A 14,410-nucleotide genomic window follows, 5' to 3' on the forward strand; every position below is an offset into this window, starting at 1 on the left:
GTTAATAGTTTTGGGCTCGTAACAAAGCGCGGCAAATCATGACAACCTCTTCCACAGACAAATCATAGTAAAGCGGAAGACACAGAATCCGTTGGGAGATAGCACTGGATATTTTCATTTCCTGCCCTTGCTCCACATAATTCAGAGTTTCCAGTGAGGGATAGAAGTACCTACGTGGGTACACATAGACGTGGTGCAAGGCCTCTACTGCCTTCAGTAGATCTTTTTCCTCTTTAAAAATAATAGGGTAATAGGCGTGGTTATATTCTGTAAGGGGTTGCAACACAGGTCTGATGCACTGCAAGGGCTTCAGCATGGCATTATACCGTAAGGATAGCTCCTTTCGTTTGGCCAGGATGGCTGTCACGTGCGGCAAGTTGCACAAACCCATAGCCGCATGGAATTCACTGTTCTTGCCGTTGGTACCAAGCCCATGGAATTTCTCAGGGCCGTCATGCCCGAAATTGCGGATGTGGGCTATCTCTTTGGCCAAGGCGGCATCTTGGGTGATAATGGCCCCGCCCTCTGTGGTATGAAACAATTTGGTGGCGTGAAAACTAAGCGTACTAATGTCTCCATGATGAAACACAGAGCGCCCGTTGATATTGGTGCCAAACGCGTGCGCGCCGTCATAGATGACCCGCAGGTTATGGCGCTGGGCAATTGCCTGAATCTTCTCTACGTCACAGGGGTTGCCAAACACATGGGTGGCCAGAATGGCAGAGGTCTGTGGTGTGATGGCTGCCTCAATGAGTGCAGGATCCAGATTCAGCGTCTGCGGATGGATGTCTACGAACACGGGACTGCAGCCTTCCCAGACAATACTACTGGTAGTGGCTACATAGGAAAAAGGCGTGGTGATGATCTTGCCGGTTAACCGCAAAGCCCTGATAGCTATTTGAATGGCAATGGTACCATTTCCTACAAAGAAGAGATGCGGTACATCAAAGTATTCCTTCAGCTTCAGTTCCAGTTCATTGACCAGCGGACCATTATTGGTCAGCCATCCTCTGTTCCAGATACCATCAAGGTACCGGTTAAACTCTTCTCTTGGCGGAAGAAACGGTTTGGTCACGTTGATCATTTAGACACTATATAAAGTACAGACCTGAGGTGAATGCCGTAAATGGCAAATTTTTCTTCACAAAAATAAGTTGTCCCTACTTGCTTCACCTTAAACCCGGTTTGCTCCAAACGCTGGATAAAGCCGTTCTTACAGCGAAACAGCATTTGCTGCGCAGGTATTTTGCCAAGGAAGCAGTTTGGGCTATCTCTAATATTTAAGCAGGCTTATCCCCTGCATTTAAATAATCTTAAAAATAAAGCGCGTATAGCTGGTCACGTGCATGGCAGAAAGAGCGTGTATAGAACAAGTAAAGTGTCTCATGCTGCAAGATGGAATGAATGAACTGGTTTTGGTGCAGCTCTCTAAAATAATGAAATGGAATAGGCTCAAACCGCGCCCCTTTCTTCTGGCAAATAGGGCAAAAGGTGTCTCCTTGGGGTTGCCACTTGTTGCTTTTTGGTTTTTTTAATAGGCTCTTTATTTCTTTCAACATACAATGGATAGCAGGCTGTCACTGAAAAATATTGGATATGGGATTAAGGTATAAGGCTATAGAAGGTAAGGGGCTGCATTAGGAACTCTTCTCAATCACTTGCAACGGCCTACTGACCATGGGTTGTGTGATGGAGGGTTGAGGAGTCGCGGCTGGTGCCTTGCTTAGGTTCAATTCCCACAGTTTGGCATATTTTACCACCGGATAAAAAGAAGAAAGAAAAGCCCACAAAAAACCGGGCACGCCGTTTCTGAAGCAGCCTTTGATAAAATACACTTTAAAGAAGGTGACCGGGCATTTGAGCACCACATGCGCGAAGCTGATTTTGCGACCGCCCTCATGCATGCTCTGTGCCGCCAGGCTGGTGTACTTGTTAAATTTCACAAAGAACTCATGCAGGTCACGGTAACTGTGGTGGAGCATTTCGCCGCGCAGTTTGCCAATGGAGCCGGTAAGCCTGACTTTCTCATGCACGGGGGCATCATCAAAATTACCGAACCGCTTGTTGAAAAACCGGAGGAACCGCTTGCTGGCCTCTGAGTTCAGGCGGGTGCCTAAAAAGATAAGCGGAATGCTGACATAATAACCCGCATGCTTGCTTTCATTTTGCTGTAAGATAGCCTGAATCTCCTGCCTAAGCTGGTCGGTCACTATTTCATCTGAGTCAACAGAAAGCACCCAGTCATGCTGGGCCTGGTCCACGGCAAATTTCTTCTGGTTACCGTAGCGGTCAAAGGGGCGGTGCACTACCCGGCACTGGTAGTGGGCGCAGATGGCCAGCGTGTTATCAGAACTGCCGGAGTCAACCACCACTATCTCATCACACCAAGATAAGGCCTGCAGCGTAGCATCCAGCCGCTGGGCTGCGTTGAGGGTAATTAAAACGGCACTGATTTTCTGCATAAACTACGCTGGAGGAAATTCTTTGTACTTAGCTGAAACTCTGCTCAGCACAGAGAGTTAGGGCAGGTATTGTTTGGTAAACGCGAAAGAAAAAAGCATCTTCCGGAAGGCTAACGTAAACATCTGCTCAAATATTCGTATGCACCTATGTATATTTAATTTCTATATTTGCGTATAGGTACCTTTATCATAGCTGTAAAAGTACAAAATTAAGTCAAATGAGCGAACAGAGAGGGAAATCAATGAGCAAAGAGGAAAAAGATGCCCGTTTTGAGGCTGAACTGATGCCTGTCATCTCCCCGCTCTACAACTTCGCGTTTCGTCTCACCCTAGACGAAGATGACGCCAACGACCTGGTACAGGAGACCTATCTCAAGGCATACCGGTTTTTTGATTATTTTGAGCCCGGAACTAATGCCAAGGCGTGGCTGTTCCGCATCCTGAAGAACTCGTTCATTAACGACTTCCGGAAGAAGAGCAAGCAACCGGCCAAAGTTGACTACTCTGAGGTAGAGGGGTATTATAATTCTGAAGATGTAGACGCCGAGGGAGACAGCTCCGGGGGCACTACAGACCTGCGCATGGAAAGCGTGCAGGACCTCATTGGAGATGAAGTAGCCAGCGCCTTGAACTCATTACCGGTAGATTTTAGGACCGTGATCATTCTTTGCGACCTGGAGGGTTTCACGTATGAAGAAATGGCCAAAATTCTGGATATTCCCATTGGAACCGTCCGGAGCCGCCTGCACCGGGCACGCCATTTCTTAAAGGAGAAACTGGAGAAATATGCTAAATCAATGGGGTACAACAGCTAAATAGATAAAATATACAATGGCAGCACACATGACACAAGAATTAGAGGGCGGCCCTTCTGAGAAGGAAAGCCAGGAGCCAGACTGTGAGAAAGTGGTAGGCGTGTTTGAGAAATGGTTAGAGGGGAAAGCCACCCAGGAAGACGAACAGTATCTGGCCGCCCGTGCCGATGAGTGCTCGCCGTGCTTTGAGAACCTTGACCAGCAGCAAGTCTTCGTGAAATTCCTCAATGAAGCGCTTCGCAGACCCGGTACGCCAGCCTCTCTGGTAGATACCATCAAATCAAAGATCCACCAATCCGCTTAGTCCGCTAGGCTTCCCTACCCAGGATGCAAGGTAAAATCATTATTTTTTCGGCCCCGTCTGGCGCCGGCAAGACTACAATTGTACGCCATTTAGTAAATCTACTCCCTGAACTTAGTTTCTCCATCTCCGCCTGCACCCGCGACCGCCGTGGCCGCAGTGAGGTGAACGGAAAAGACTATTACTTCATCACCCCAGAAGATTTCCATGACAAGATCAGCAATGACGAGTTTGTGGAATGGGAAGAGGTGTATGAAGGAGCTTTTTACGGAACACTCAAGTCTGAGATTGAACGCATCTGGGCCTCAGGAAAGCACGCCATCTTAGACGTGGACGTGAAGGGCGGCCTGAGCGTGAAAAACTTCTACAAAGACCGCGCCCTGGCCGTTTTTGTGAAACCACCTTCCATTGAGGAACTCTCCAAGCGTTTAGTGGCCCGTAACACAGATTCGGCGTCCAGCATTTCCAGCCGTATTTTCAAGGCAAAGTTTGAACTTACCTTTGAAGACCAGTTTGACGAGGTGATTGTGAATGAGAACCTGGAAGAGGCCTTCGCCAAAGCCGAGAAGCTGGTGCGTAATTTCATTTTCCAGGGGCCAGATTCAGTGTAAGGTATGCGGGTGGGTCTGCTTTTTGGGTCGTTCAACCCCATTCACATTGGGCATTTAATTCTGGCCAACTACATGGCGGCCAACACCAACCTGGACACCGTCTGGCTGGTGGTGAGCCCGCAGAACCCGTTCAAGCCCAGCAACAGTCTGCTCCATGAGTTTGACCGCCTGCACATGGTGCGCCTAGCCATTGAAGACAACCCAGACCTGGGCGTGACGGACACTGAGTTCAGAATGCCCAAACCCAGCTACACCATAGACACGCTCGCGTACCTCAAGGAGAAGTACCCCACGTACCAGTTTTCCCTGATCATGGGCGAGGACAATCTGCTCACGTTCCACAAATGGAAAAACCATGAGCAGATTCTGGCCGACCATAACCTGTTGGTGTATCCGCGAAAGAGTTCTGCGCAGCCAATTCCAGCAAACCTACAGGAGCATCCCAGAATCACCTTGGTGCCCGCGCCTTTGCTGGATATCTCGGCCACGTTTATAAGGCAGTGTCTCAAGGAAGGGAAATCTACCCGGTATCTGTTGCCGGAGTCCGTGGAAACCTACATCAAATCCAAGAAACTATATCATTCCTGACCGGAACGAAAGCTTTTAAAACAGGAACGGCTGCCTTTGCAAAGGCAGCCGTTCCTGTTTCTGGGCTCCATTCTGGAAATGAGAGCCAAACCAGACACAAATTAGATGGTCATGATCTCCGCTTCTTTCTTGGTCAGGAGCTCGTCTAGTTTTACAATGTAGGCATCTGTGAGTTTCTGCACTTTGGCTTCGCCATCTTTCACGGCGTCTTCAGAAGTGCCTTCTTTCTGTAGCTTGCGCAGAGATTCGTTCACGTCTTTTCTGATGTTGCGCACTCTGATTTTGCCGCTCTCGGTTTCGTTTTTGGCTTGCTTCACCAGGTCACGGCGGCGCTCCTCAGTAAGGGCCGGAATGTTCAGACGGACGCCGTCGGCTTCCATGTTGGGGGCTAGACCCAGGTCAGAGTTCTTAATGGCTTTGCCAATCTCAGACACCATGGCTTTTTCCCAGGGCTTAATCATGAGCGTGCGCGCGTCTGGCGTGCTCACATTGGCTACCTGTGAGATGGGCGTGGGCGTGCCGTAGTAATCTACCTTAAGGTCTTCTACCATGGCAGGCGAGGCCTTGCCGGCTCTGATCTTGGTTAATTCCACGCTGGTGTGCTGCACCGACTTCTGCATGGATTCCTCGGCTTCGCTCAAATAAAAGTTGATTTCTTCGGTCATTGGGTTCTCTGGTTAGAAAGATAAAACCTGGCTGCCCAGGCCATACAGCCATAAGGCGATGCTAATTTCTGATATTATTCTTTAAATTCCACACGGTGGGCAACAGTTGCCTTTAAAAGCCAGCCTTTTGCCAAGTGGTACGTTGGTTTTCCGTTTTTGGCTCCGTTTTCAGAAATGAGCCCTAAAACGGAAAGTTCCTGGTCTTACACTCCAATAAAAACGTCTGCCAACCGAATTCCTTGTTTACATGGAAACCATAGTGCCCACTTTCTCGCCGTTAATGAGGCGGGCCAGGTTGCCGCGCTGGTTAATGTCAAACACCAATATGGGCAGGTTGTTTTCCTTGCAAAGGGTAAAGGCGGTCATGTCCATCACGTTCAGGCCTTTGTTGAAGACTTCCTCAAACGTGATGTCATCATATTTCACGGCGTTGGGGTCTTTCTCTGGGTCTGCGGTGTAAATGCCGTCTACGCGGGTGCCTTTCAAGACCACATCGGCCTCAATCTCAATGGCTCTCAGAGAAGCGGCAGAATCTGTGGTGAAATACGGGCTCCCGATGCCAGCCCCAAAAATCACCACGCGGCCTTTCTCCAGGTGGCGCAGCGCGCGGCGGCGGATGTACGGCTCACACACCTGCTGAATGTTAATGCCCGAAAGCAAACGGGTGTACACGCCGGCTTTCTCCAGCGCGCTCTGCAGCGCCATGCTGTTGATCACGGTGGCCAGCATGCCCATGTAGTCGCCCTGCACGCGGTCTAACCCTACAGACTCGGCCTGCACGCCCCTGAAAATATTGCCGCCGCCAATCACCACGGCCACTTGGGCGCCCAGGTCAATGGCAGACTTTATTTCCTGGGCGTATTGCACCAGCATGTTGGTATCAATGCCATACTGCTGCTCGCCCATCAAGGACTCTCCGCTGAGCTTCAATAGAATTCGTTTGAATCGCATGCTATTTATTATAATATAGTAAGTGAGTAATGCGTAAATACGTTTTCGGGCTCATTTCTGAAAATGAGCCCGAAAACGGAAATTTTTTAGAAGACAATCAATACCTGGTTTTTCTCAACGTTCTGTTTCACGTTCACCTTTACGGCACTCACCACGCCGTCACCGGGCGACTTGATGATGTTCTCCATTTTCATGGCTTCCAGAATAAGAACGGGGTCGCCTTTTTTTACTTCCTGCCCGGGCTGCACTTTAATATCTAAGATAAGGCCGGGCATGGGCGCTTTGATGTCGTTGATCTTCTGTACCAGCGCCTCACCCATGCCCAAGCTCTCCAGCAGCAGGTCCATGCGGTCCTGCACCTGCAGGGTGTGCACGTTGCCGTTGATTTTGATTCTGAGCGTTTTGGGGGCGGCGGGGTCTTGTTCCAGCAGTTCGGCGGTATAGGATTTGCCGTCCTTTAGAATATGGAACGAGGTGGCGTTTAAGGGAAGCAGATCCCAGGTAAAGGGGGTGCCGTTGAGAAGGATCTGGTTTTTCTCCATCTCCACTTGCCACGTTTGCGTAGCTGATTTTACCTGTAGCATCTATTGCAGCGTTAAAGTGCGGGTTTGCCGTAGTATGAAACTAAATTCACAACTTGAGTCCTCAAAGTTAATAAATCCTTGCATGAATCACATCCTTTCGCGCGCGTTCTTCCTGTTATTAAGTAGCGGTTTGGCTCTGGGCTGCGCCGTAAAAGCGCCAAGCCCCGTTGCCCCGGTGGCGGCACCTGTACCGGTTACGGTAGATTCTGTGAAATTGCCTGCGCCGCCCACCAATAGCAACGGACCCTACCAACCCGCCGCCGAGCGGCTGATGGATTTAGTGCATACCCGGCTGGCGGTTTCCTTTGACTGGACCAAGCAACACGTGCTGGGCGAAGCCACCTTGACCCTTAAACCGTATTTCTACTCGCAGAACCAACTGGTACTGGACGCCAAAGGCTTTGACATTCATAAAATTGCAATGGTACGCGGCAAGCAGCAGCAGCAGGCGTTGACGTATGAATATGATCAGGAAAAACTAACCATTTCCCTAGACAAGACCTATACCAGAAAAGACACGTTTCAAGTGTTTATTTCTTATACGGCCAAGCCGAACGAGTTGAAAGCGAAGGGCAGCGCCGCCATTACCTCAGACAAAGGCCTGTATTTCATCAACCCGTTAGGTACAGAGCCGGAACTGCCGCGCCAGATTTGGACCCAAGGCGAAACCGAAGCCAACTCGGCCTGGTTTCCCACCATTGACAAGCCCAACGAGCGCATGACCCAGGACATTTTCATCACCGTGGACAAGAACTTCAAGACGCTTTCCAACGGAATCCTGGTTTCGAGCTCATTTGGGAAACAGGGCCAGAAAACGGACCATTGGCGCATGACCAAACCGCACGCACCCTACCTGGTGATGCTGGCCATTGGCGAATACACCGTCATCAAAGACAAATGGCGCAACAAGGAAGTAAGTTATTGGGTGGAACCCGAATATGCCGCCACCGCCAAAGCCACCTTCGGCCGCACGCCGGCCATGCTGGAATTCTTCTCCCAAAAATTGGGCGTTGACTTTCCCTGGGACAAATATGCGCAGGTAGTAGTCCGGAATTTTGTGTCTGGCGCCATGGAAAACACAACCGCCTCCACGTTTATGGAAGCCTTGCAGCAAGACCGAAGGGAATTGCTGGACAAAAACTGGGACCACATCATTGCGCATGAGCTGTTCCACCAGTGGTTCGGGGATTTGGTCACCACCGAGTCCTGGGCGAATTTGCCTTTGAATGAATCCTTCGCAGATTACTCTGAATATTTGTGGGCAGAGCACCAATACGGGCCAGATGAAGCCGCGCTCACACACAGAGCTGCTTTATTAGAATACCTGGGTGAAGCCAAAACCAAACAGGAGCCCTTGATCAGGTACCGGCACACAGACCGCGAAGATATGTTTGACAGCCACAGTTACGCTAAAGGCGGGCGCGTGCTGCACATGCTCCGGAAAGAAGTAGGAGAGGAGGCGTTTTTCGCTTCGTTGCAACTATACTTAAAAACCAATCAGTTTACGGCCGTGGAGATAGACAAGCTGCGGCTGGCTTTTGAGGAAGTGACCGGCCGGGACCTGAATCCCTTCTTCGACCAATGGTTTTTAACGCCGGGCCATCCGGAACTGCAGGTAAAGCATGCCTTTCAGAACCAAACCCTTTCCTTAGAAATCGCCCAAACCCAGGACACGCTTAGAACCACAGTCTATCAAATGCCTGTCACTATTGCTGTTTTAGAAGGAGGGAAATGGCAGGAAAAACAAGTGATGCTGTCAAAAGCGAAGGAAACGTTCCAGCTGCCGGTTACTGCAGTGCCGCAGGCAGTAGTCATTGACCCCAAGCAAGACCTGTTGGCGATGATTACCCATAAGAAGACGGAGCAAGAATGGGCGCAACAGTTTTTATTCAGCACGGCCTACGCCGCCAAAGCAGATGCGCTCTTAGCTTTGCAAGATTCAAAAGATCCCGTTTTAGAAGTCGTACTCCGGAAAGCCATACAGGATTCTTTCTGGAAGGTGCGTGCTTCTGGGCTGGAAGTATTGGTGGCTACCGTGCACATGCAAAAGCCAGAAGTGCAAAACGAAGTGCAACGCCTGGCAGAGACAGATCAAAACAGTGCCGTGCGGGCCACCGCCATGTATGCCATGAGTACCTTATCGGGTTTGCCGGTTTCTATTATAGAGAAAGGACTGCAAGATAGTTCATACCAGGTGGTGAGTGCTTCCATCTTTGCCTACCTGAGAGGGAACCATGACCCTGAACGCCTCAAGCCTTTCCTTACCTACAAAAATGCCGAAGTAGTTAATGCGCTGGCGGCCGGCTTAGCCAATTCTCCGCAGAACGAAATCTATGATTGGTATCTCTCCCAGGCCCGCCGTTTACGCGGTGGCGACCTGTATTACTTTGTTCAGAGCTTTGGCGCCTACCTTCTGAAAAAAAATATTGACGACCAGGAGCGAGGGTGGCAGGCGCTGGTAGCCATAGTGGACCGAGAAACCATGGACGTCACCAAACAAGCAGCCTTTCAAATGCTTACCCTCATGGCAGAGACCGATGACCGCAAGCAAACCCTCTTAAAATTGGTGGAGAAAGACCCCAAACTGGAGCCCATGCTGCAGGTGCAAATGAATTGACAGAAAAAATATTTGGGGAAATATTTGACAAGGAGCAAAAAGCCGTTAATTTTGCATCTCCTTAGAACGAAGACCGCATAGGAAATCGTTTTTAAGGGTTCTTTGAAAGAAGATTGGGGAGATTCCAGAGTGGCCAAATGGGACGGACTGTAACTCCGTTAGCGTAAGCTTTCGAAGGTTCGAATCCTTCTCTCCCCACATCAACACATGGTCAGAGGTTGCGGCAAGGTTACAGGTTGCCACGTAAAGACTTCTGATGTACCAGTACACAAGCGGGAGTAGCTCAGCTGGTAGAGCGACAGCCTTCCAAGCTGTAGGTCGCGGGTTCGAACCTCGTCTCCCGCTCATTGAAGATGAGTAAGATGCAGCGGGAGCTGCATCCTTTCATTATGCCGACGTAGCTCAGGGGTAGAGTGCTTCCTTGGTAAGGAAGAGGTCGTGGGTTCAATTCCCATCGTTGGCTCAAGCGGTAATATTCTTTTTTTTAACACAATACACCGTTTCACCCAAGAACTAAATAATTTCTAAAATGGCTAAAGAAAATTTTGATCGCTCCAAACCGCACGTAAACATCGGTACTATCGGGCACGTTGACCACGGCAAAACAACCTTGACTGCTGCTATTACTCAGGTTTTAGCGGGCAAAGGTCTAGCCGCAAAAAGAGATTTCTCTTCTATTGACAACGCTCCTGAAGAAAAAGAGCGTGGTATCACTATTAACACGTCTCACGTAGAGTACGCTACTGAGAGCCGTCACTATGCACACGTTGACTGTCCTGGTCACGCTGACTATGTGAAGAACATGGTTACGGGTGCTGCCCAGATGGACGGTGCTATCTTGGTGGTTGCTGCTACTGATGGCCCTATGCCACAGACACGTGAGCACATCCTTTTGGCTCGTCAGGTAGGTGTTCCTGCTCTTGTTGTGTTCATGAACAAAGTGGACATGGTAGACGATCCAGAATTGTTAGAGCTTGTTGAAATGGAAATCAGAGAGCTTCTTTCTTTCTATGATTTCGACGGGGACAACATTCCAGTTATCCAGGGTTCTGCTCTTGGTGGCTTGAACGGCGACGAGAAATGGGTGAAAACCATTGAAGAATTGATGGACGCGGTTGATAACCACATTCCAATTCCTGCTCGTTTAACTGACCTTCCATTCTTGATGCCAGTTGAGGACGTGTTCTCTATCACTGGTCGTGGTACAGTAGCTACTGGCCGTATTGAGCGTGGTATCATCAACTCTGGTGAGCAAGTTGATATCTTGGGTATGGGTGCTGAAGGCTTGAAATCAGTAGTAACTGGTGTTGAGATGTTCCGCAAAATCCTAGACAGAGGTGAAGCTGGTGACAACGTAGGTCTGTTGCTACGCGGTATTGAGAAAACTGATATCCGTAGAGGTATGGTTATCTGCAAGCCAGGTTCTGTAACTCCCCACTTGAAATTTAAGGCTGAAGTTTACGTTCTTTCTAAAGAAGAAGGTGGACGTCACACGCCATTCTTCAACAACTACCGTCCACAGTTCTACTTGAGAACTACTGACGTAACTGGTATCATCACGTTGCCAGAAGGTGTTGAGATGGTAATGCCAGGTGATAACATCACTATCACGGTAGATTTGATCAACAAAGTAGCCATGGAAAAAGGTCTTCGTTTCGCTATCCGTGAGGGTGGTAGAACCGTAGGTGCCGGTCAGGTAACTGAAATCCTTGACTAATTACTGAAAATAATAAGTCCGCTCTGCTGATAAAGTGGGGCGGACTTGTTTTTTTAGGAAAAGAATAATACATTTGCACTCCATTTGAACGAATGGCGTGCATTTTTTTACGGGAGTAGCTCAATTGGTAGAGTAGTGGTCTCCAAAACCATTGGTTGTAGGTTCGAGTCCTACCTCCCGTGCTAGAGAAGTAAAAGCATCACAATGGAAAAGCTGACGAAATTTTTCAATAACACAGTAGAGGAGATGCGCTTCAAGGTCTCCTGGCCAACCTATACGGAGCTTCAGAAGAGTTCTATTCTGGTGTTGGTTGGATCTATGGTGTTTGCGCTAGTTGTGGGTGCTATGGACTTTGTGTACGACTCCACACTGGAATGGTTTTACAACCAATTCTAAAAATTTAGCTGGAGAATGGCAGACTTAAAATGGTACGTGGTACGGGCGGTTTCCGGACAAGAGAAGAAAGCAAAGTCCTATCTTGAAAACGAAGTGGCCCGGCATAACCTGACGGAAATGGTACCCCAGGTGCTTATTCCTTCAGAGAAAGTATATGAAATGCGCAATGGAAAGAAGCGGGTGCGTGAGCGCAGTTTTTTTCCTGGTTATGTATTAGTGCATGCAGATATCTCCAACGGAGAAGTAGAGCACTTAATCATTAGCACCCCCGGGGTTATAGGCTTTTTAGGAGCCGGCAACGGTAATACTGCTGCCAAACCTGTGCCGCTTAGAATGTCAGAAGTCAACCGCATCTTAGGAAAGGTAGACGAGACCGACGAGCAAGTGGAAACACTGGAAACGCCTTTCATTGTAGGCGAGACAGTAAAAGTAATGGACGGACCTTTTAATGGCTTCTCTGGAACAGTGGAGGAAGTATTTGAGGAGCGCCGGAAATTGAATGTGATGGTGAAGATCTTTGGCCGTAACACGCCAGTGGAACTGAACTATATGCAAGTAGAAAAGGAACAGTAGTAATAATTAATAATGGCAAAAGAAATAAAAGGTTACCTGAAACTTCAGGTAAAGGGAGGCGCCGCGAATCCATCGCCGCCGATTGGACCTGCACTTGGTTCTAAAGGTCTTAACATCATGGAGTTCTGCAAGCAGTTCAACGCTAGAACCCAGGATAAGGCTGGCCAAGTCTGCCCAGTTCTAATTACAATCTACACAGATAAGTCATTTGACTTTGTAATTAAAACTCCTCCCGCTCCAGTATTGTTGATGGATGCTGCAAAAATCAAGAGTGGTTCTAAAGAGCCGAACCGGAACAAAGTAGGTTCAGTGACTTGGGATCAGATCAGAGAGATCGCAGAAATCAAAATGCCTGACTTGAACGCTTTCAAAGTGGAGTCGGCCATGAAATTGGTAGCTGGTACCGCGCGCAGCATGGGTATCACGGTAAAAGGAACTGCTCCTTGGAGTGAGTAATTAAAAAAAGCAAATGGCTAGAATTTCTAAAAACAGAAAAGCAGTCTTAGCAAAGTACGACCCATCAAAAGAGTACTCTCTGTTAGATGCGGCAGGCGTAGTGAAGGAAATCACCTTCACTAAGTTTGATGCCTCAGTTGACATTGACGTTCGTCTGGGGGTTGACCCACGCAAGGCTGACCAGATGGTGAGAGGTGTAGTAACACTTCCGCACGGAACTGGTAAAGATGTACGTGTATTGGTGCTTTGTACACCTGACAAAGAGCAGGAAGCAAAAGATGCCGGTGCAGACTATGTAGGCTTGGACGAGTACATCCAGAAGATTGAAAAAGGCTGGACTGATATTGATGTAATCATCACCATGCCTGCCGTTATGGCAAAAGTAGGTAGACTGGGACGTATCTTAGGACCAAGAAACTTAATGCCAAACCCTAAAGCAGGTACTGTTACACCAGATGTAGCAAAAGCTGTGAAAGAGGTTAAAGCTGGTAAGATTGACTTTAAAGTTGATAAGACCGGTATCATCCACACCAGCATTGGTAAAGTTTCTTTTGGACCAGACCAGTTGGCCGCTAACGCATCTGAGGTGATTGCCACCTTGAACCGCTTAAAGCCATCTTCTGCCAAAGGAACTTATATTAGAAGCATCACATTGTCAAGTACAATGAGTCCTGGTGTAGTAGTTGATAAATCCTCTATTTAACGAGACCAAGAGATGACACGGGAAGAGAAAGAAATCATTGTACGTGATTTGAGTGAGAAGCTTGCTCAAAACCCATTTGTCTATATCACTGACGCTTCAGATTTAACGGTAGCTACTATCAATAAATTCAGAAGATTGTGCTTTGATAGAGGCATTGAGTACAAAGTGTACAAAAATACTCTGATTCGCAAAGCATTAGATACCTTAGATGCTGACACATCAGCGTTAGATGTAGCCTTGAAAGGCTCTTCAGGTATCTTGTTTGAAGCTACCACTGGTAATGCTCCGGCAAAATTATTAATGGATTTCCGTAAGGCCGGGGTTAAGAAACCTGTGCTGAAGGGTGCTTACATTGACAGCAGCATTTACTTAGGTGATGATCAGCTGGACACACTGAGCAAAATCAAATCCAAAGAAGAACTTGTTGGTGAAATCATCGGGTTACTTCAATCTCCAGCTAAAAACGTTATTTCTGCGCTTCAGAGCGGTGGAAACGTATTGGCTGGCGTGCTTAAAACATTATCAGAGAGAGAACAATAATTCAATTTTAAAACAACTTTTAATTACTAATAAAAATGGCAGATTTGAAAGCATTCGCTGAGCAGTTGGTTAACTTAACTGTAAAAGAGGTTAATGAACTTGCTACTATTCTTAAGGATGAGTATGGTATTGAGCCAGCAGCTGCTGCTCCTGTAATGGTAGCTGGTGCTGCCGGTGGCGACGCCGGAGCTGCTGCTGAGGAAAAAACATCATTTGATGTAATCCTTAAGTCAGCTGGTGCCTCTAAACTAGCAGTTGTGAAGCTGGTGAAAGAACTTACTGGTCTTGGCTTGAAAGAAGCGAAAGAACTGGTTGATGGAGCTCCTAAACCATTGAAAGAAGGTGTTGCGAAAGATGAAGCAGATTCATTGAAAAAGCAATTGGAAGAAGCTGGTGCTGAAGTGGAGGTTAAGTAATCTCACACCACCTTC

Annotated in this window: 17 protein-coding genes and 4 tRNA genes; 16 read left to right on the plus strand and 5 right to left on the minus strand. The window is 48.2% G+C overall.

What is annotated here, in order from left to right:
* Position 1: 1 nt before the first annotated feature.
* Both IMY23_RS17055 and IMY23_RS17060 read right to left on the minus strand, forming a co-directional pair.
* Complete coding sequence (locus IMY23_RS17055; protein WP_192823241.1) at positions 2-1,084, minus strand: DegT/DnrJ/EryC1/StrS aminotransferase family protein; 1,083 nt, start codon at positions 1,082-1,084, stop codon at positions 2-4.
* Between the two features lie 553 nt (positions 1,085-1,637).
* On the minus strand, positions 1,638-2,462 hold the full coding sequence (locus tag IMY23_RS17060; RefSeq protein WP_192823242.1) for a glycosyltransferase family 2 protein: 825 nt from the start codon (positions 2,460-2,462) through the stop codon (positions 1,638-1,640).
* Between the two features lie 218 nt (positions 2,463-2,680).
* On the opposite strand from IMY23_RS17060, the gene IMY23_RS17065 reads away from it, so the two are divergent.
* From IMY23_RS17065 to nadD, 4 genes are read left to right on the plus strand one after another with little or no spacing between them, the layout of a single operon-like run.
* Complete coding sequence (locus IMY23_RS17065; protein WP_192823243.1) at positions 2,681-3,277, plus strand: sigma-70 family RNA polymerase sigma factor; 597 nt, start codon at positions 2,681-2,683, stop codon at positions 3,275-3,277.
* Positions 3,278-3,305: 28 nt separating this feature from the next.
* A complete protein-coding gene (locus tag IMY23_RS17070) occupies positions 3,306-3,581 on the plus strand; it encodes a hypothetical protein (protein WP_192823244.1) in 276 nt (91 codons plus the stop codon).
* Between the two features lie 23 nt (positions 3,582-3,604).
* Positions 3,605-4,189 (plus strand): guanylate kinase, encoded by a 585-nt coding sequence (gmk, locus tag IMY23_RS17075; RefSeq protein ID WP_192823245.1) that lies wholly within the window; start codon positions 3,605-3,607, stop codon positions 4,187-4,189.
* Between the two features lie 3 nt (positions 4,190-4,192).
* Positions 4,193-4,777, plus strand: coding sequence for a nicotinate (nicotinamide) nucleotide adenylyltransferase (nadD, locus tag IMY23_RS17080; protein WP_192823246.1), 585 nt, complete (start codon positions 4,193-4,195; stop codon positions 4,775-4,777).
* Positions 4,778-4,878: 101 nt separating this feature from the next.
* Here nadD and frr read toward each other — a convergent pair whose 3' ends face one another.
* The 3 genes from frr to IMY23_RS17095 all read right to left on the minus strand — a co-directional run bounded on the left by frr (position 4,879) and on the right by IMY23_RS17095 (position 6,977).
* Positions 4,879-5,442 carry a ribosome recycling factor gene (gene frr / locus IMY23_RS17085; protein WP_192823247.1) on the minus strand — a complete coding sequence of 188 codons (564 nt, stop codon included), beginning with the start codon at positions 5,440-5,442 and terminating at the stop codon, positions 4,879-4,881.
* A gap of 243 nt (positions 5,443-5,685) precedes the next feature.
* A complete protein-coding gene (pyrH, locus tag IMY23_RS17090; RefSeq protein ID WP_192823248.1) occupies positions 5,686-6,393 on the minus strand; it encodes a UMP kinase in 708 nt (235 codons plus the stop codon).
* Between the two features lie 86 nt (positions 6,394-6,479).
* Positions 6,480-6,977 (minus strand): acetyl-CoA carboxylase biotin carboxyl carrier protein subunit, encoded by a 498-nt coding sequence (locus tag IMY23_RS17095; RefSeq protein WP_192823249.1) that lies wholly within the window; start codon positions 6,975-6,977, stop codon positions 6,480-6,482.
* An 82-nt stretch (positions 6,978-7,059) separates the two neighbouring features.
* On the opposite strand from IMY23_RS17095, the gene IMY23_RS17100 reads away from it, so the two are divergent.
* The 12 genes from IMY23_RS17100 (at position 7,060) to rplL (ending at position 14,395) form a co-directional block, all read left to right on the plus strand.
* Positions 7,060-9,594 carry a M1 family metallopeptidase gene (locus IMY23_RS17100; RefSeq protein WP_192823250.1) on the plus strand — a complete coding sequence of 845 codons (2,535 nt, stop codon included), beginning with the start codon at positions 7,060-7,062 and terminating at the stop codon, positions 9,592-9,594.
* 115 nt (positions 9,595-9,709) lie between these two features.
* Positions 9,710-9,792 (plus strand) — tRNA-Tyr (locus IMY23_RS17105).
* Positions 9,793-9,866: 74 nt separating this feature from the next.
* Positions 9,867-9,939: transfer RNA gene (locus tag IMY23_RS17110), tRNA-Gly, on the plus strand.
* Positions 9,940-9,985: 46 nt separating this feature from the next.
* A tRNA-Thr gene (locus IMY23_RS17115) sits at positions 9,986-10,057 on the plus strand.
* 66 nt (positions 10,058-10,123) lie between these two features.
* The gene (gene tuf / locus IMY23_RS17120) at positions 10,124-11,311 is read left to right on the plus strand and encodes an elongation factor Tu (protein WP_192823251.1); all 1,188 of its coding nucleotides are present in this window, start codon (positions 10,124-10,126) and stop codon (positions 11,309-11,311) included.
* A 109-nt stretch (positions 11,312-11,420) separates the two neighbouring features.
* A tRNA-Trp gene (locus IMY23_RS17125) sits at positions 11,421-11,493 on the plus strand.
* Positions 11,494-11,515: 22 nt separating this feature from the next.
* Positions 11,516-11,707 carry a preprotein translocase subunit SecE gene (gene secE, locus IMY23_RS17130; RefSeq protein WP_192823252.1) on the plus strand — a complete coding sequence of 64 codons (192 nt, stop codon included), beginning with the start codon at positions 11,516-11,518 and terminating at the stop codon, positions 11,705-11,707.
* A gap of 15 nt (positions 11,708-11,722) precedes the next feature.
* Positions 11,723-12,280 carry a transcription termination/antitermination protein NusG gene (gene nusG / locus IMY23_RS17135; protein WP_192823253.1) on the plus strand — a complete coding sequence of 186 codons (558 nt, stop codon included), beginning with the start codon at positions 11,723-11,725 and terminating at the stop codon, positions 12,278-12,280.
* Between the two features lie 12 nt (positions 12,281-12,292).
* Positions 12,293-12,736, plus strand: coding sequence for a 50S ribosomal protein L11 (gene rplK / locus IMY23_RS17140; RefSeq protein WP_192823254.1), 444 nt, complete (start codon positions 12,293-12,295; stop codon positions 12,734-12,736).
* Positions 12,737-12,749: 13 nt separating this feature from the next.
* Positions 12,750-13,439 (plus strand): 50S ribosomal protein L1, encoded by a 690-nt coding sequence (rplA, locus tag IMY23_RS17145; protein WP_192823255.1) that lies wholly within the window; start codon positions 12,750-12,752, stop codon positions 13,437-13,439.
* A 12-nt stretch (positions 13,440-13,451) separates the two neighbouring features.
* The gene (rplJ, locus tag IMY23_RS17150; RefSeq protein ID WP_192823256.1) at positions 13,452-13,979 is read left to right on the plus strand and encodes a 50S ribosomal protein L10; all 528 of its coding nucleotides are present in this window, start codon (positions 13,452-13,454) and stop codon (positions 13,977-13,979) included.
* 35 nt (positions 13,980-14,014) lie between these two features.
* Complete coding sequence (gene rplL, locus IMY23_RS17155; RefSeq protein ID WP_149092175.1) at positions 14,015-14,395, plus strand: 50S ribosomal protein L7/L12; 381 nt, start codon at positions 14,015-14,017, stop codon at positions 14,393-14,395.
* The last annotated feature ends 15 nt before the right edge of the window (positions 14,396-14,410 follow it).

The organism is Rufibacter sp. LB8 (assembly GCF_014876185.1).
Classification (GTDB): domain Bacteria; phylum Bacteroidota; class Bacteroidia; order Cytophagales; family Hymenobacteraceae; genus Nibribacter.

Coding starts and splice junctions, on each gene's coding strand:
- nadD (WP_192823246.1), top strand. CDS start 4,193: ATGCGGGTGGGTCTGCTTTTTGGGTCGTTCAACCCCATTCACATTGGG.
- rplL (WP_149092175.1), top strand. CDS start 14,015: ATGGCAGATTTGAAAGCATTCGCTGAGCAGTTGGTTAACTTAACTGTA.
- IMY23_RS17100 (WP_192823250.1), top strand. CDS start 7,060: ATGAATCACATCCTTTCGCGCGCGTTCTTCCTGTTATTAAGTAGCGGT.
- pyrH (WP_192823248.1), bottom strand. CDS start 6,393: ATGCGATTCAAACGAATTCTATTGAAGCTCAGCGGAGAGTCCTTGATG.
- nusG (WP_192823253.1), top strand. CDS start 11,723: ATGGCAGACTTAAAATGGTACGTGGTACGGGCGGTTTCCGGACAAGAG.
- IMY23_RS17060 (WP_192823242.1), bottom strand. CDS start 2,462: ATGCAGAAAATCAGTGCCGTTTTAATTACCCTCAACGCAGCCCAGCGG.
- secE (WP_192823252.1), top strand. CDS start 11,516: ATGGAAAAGCTGACGAAATTTTTCAATAACACAGTAGAGGAGATGCGC.
- rplK (WP_192823254.1), top strand. CDS start 12,293: ATGGCAAAAGAAATAAAAGGTTACCTGAAACTTCAGGTAAAGGGAGGC.
- tuf (WP_192823251.1), top strand. CDS start 10,124: ATGGCTAAAGAAAATTTTGATCGCTCCAAACCGCACGTAAACATCGGT.
- rplJ (WP_192823256.1), top strand. CDS start 13,452: ATGACACGGGAAGAGAAAGAAATCATTGTACGTGATTTGAGTGAGAAG.
- frr (WP_192823247.1), bottom strand. CDS start 5,442: ATGACCGAAGAAATCAACTTTTATTTGAGCGAAGCCGAGGAATCCATG.
- IMY23_RS17065 (WP_192823243.1), top strand. CDS start 2,681: ATGAGCGAACAGAGAGGGAAATCAATGAGCAAAGAGGAAAAAGATGCC.
- gmk (WP_192823245.1), top strand. CDS start 3,605: ATGCAAGGTAAAATCATTATTTTTTCGGCCCCGTCTGGCGCCGGCAAG.
- rplA (WP_192823255.1), top strand. CDS start 12,750: ATGGCTAGAATTTCTAAAAACAGAAAAGCAGTCTTAGCAAAGTACGAC.
- IMY23_RS17095 (WP_192823249.1), bottom strand. CDS start 6,977: ATGCTACAGGTAAAATCAGCTACGCAAACGTGGCAAGTGGAGATGGAG.
- IMY23_RS17055 (WP_192823241.1), bottom strand. CDS start 1,084: ATGATCAACGTGACCAAACCGTTTCTTCCGCCAAGAGAAGAGTTTAAC.
- IMY23_RS17070 (WP_192823244.1), top strand. CDS start 3,306: ATGACACAAGAATTAGAGGGCGGCCCTTCTGAGAAGGAAAGCCAGGAG.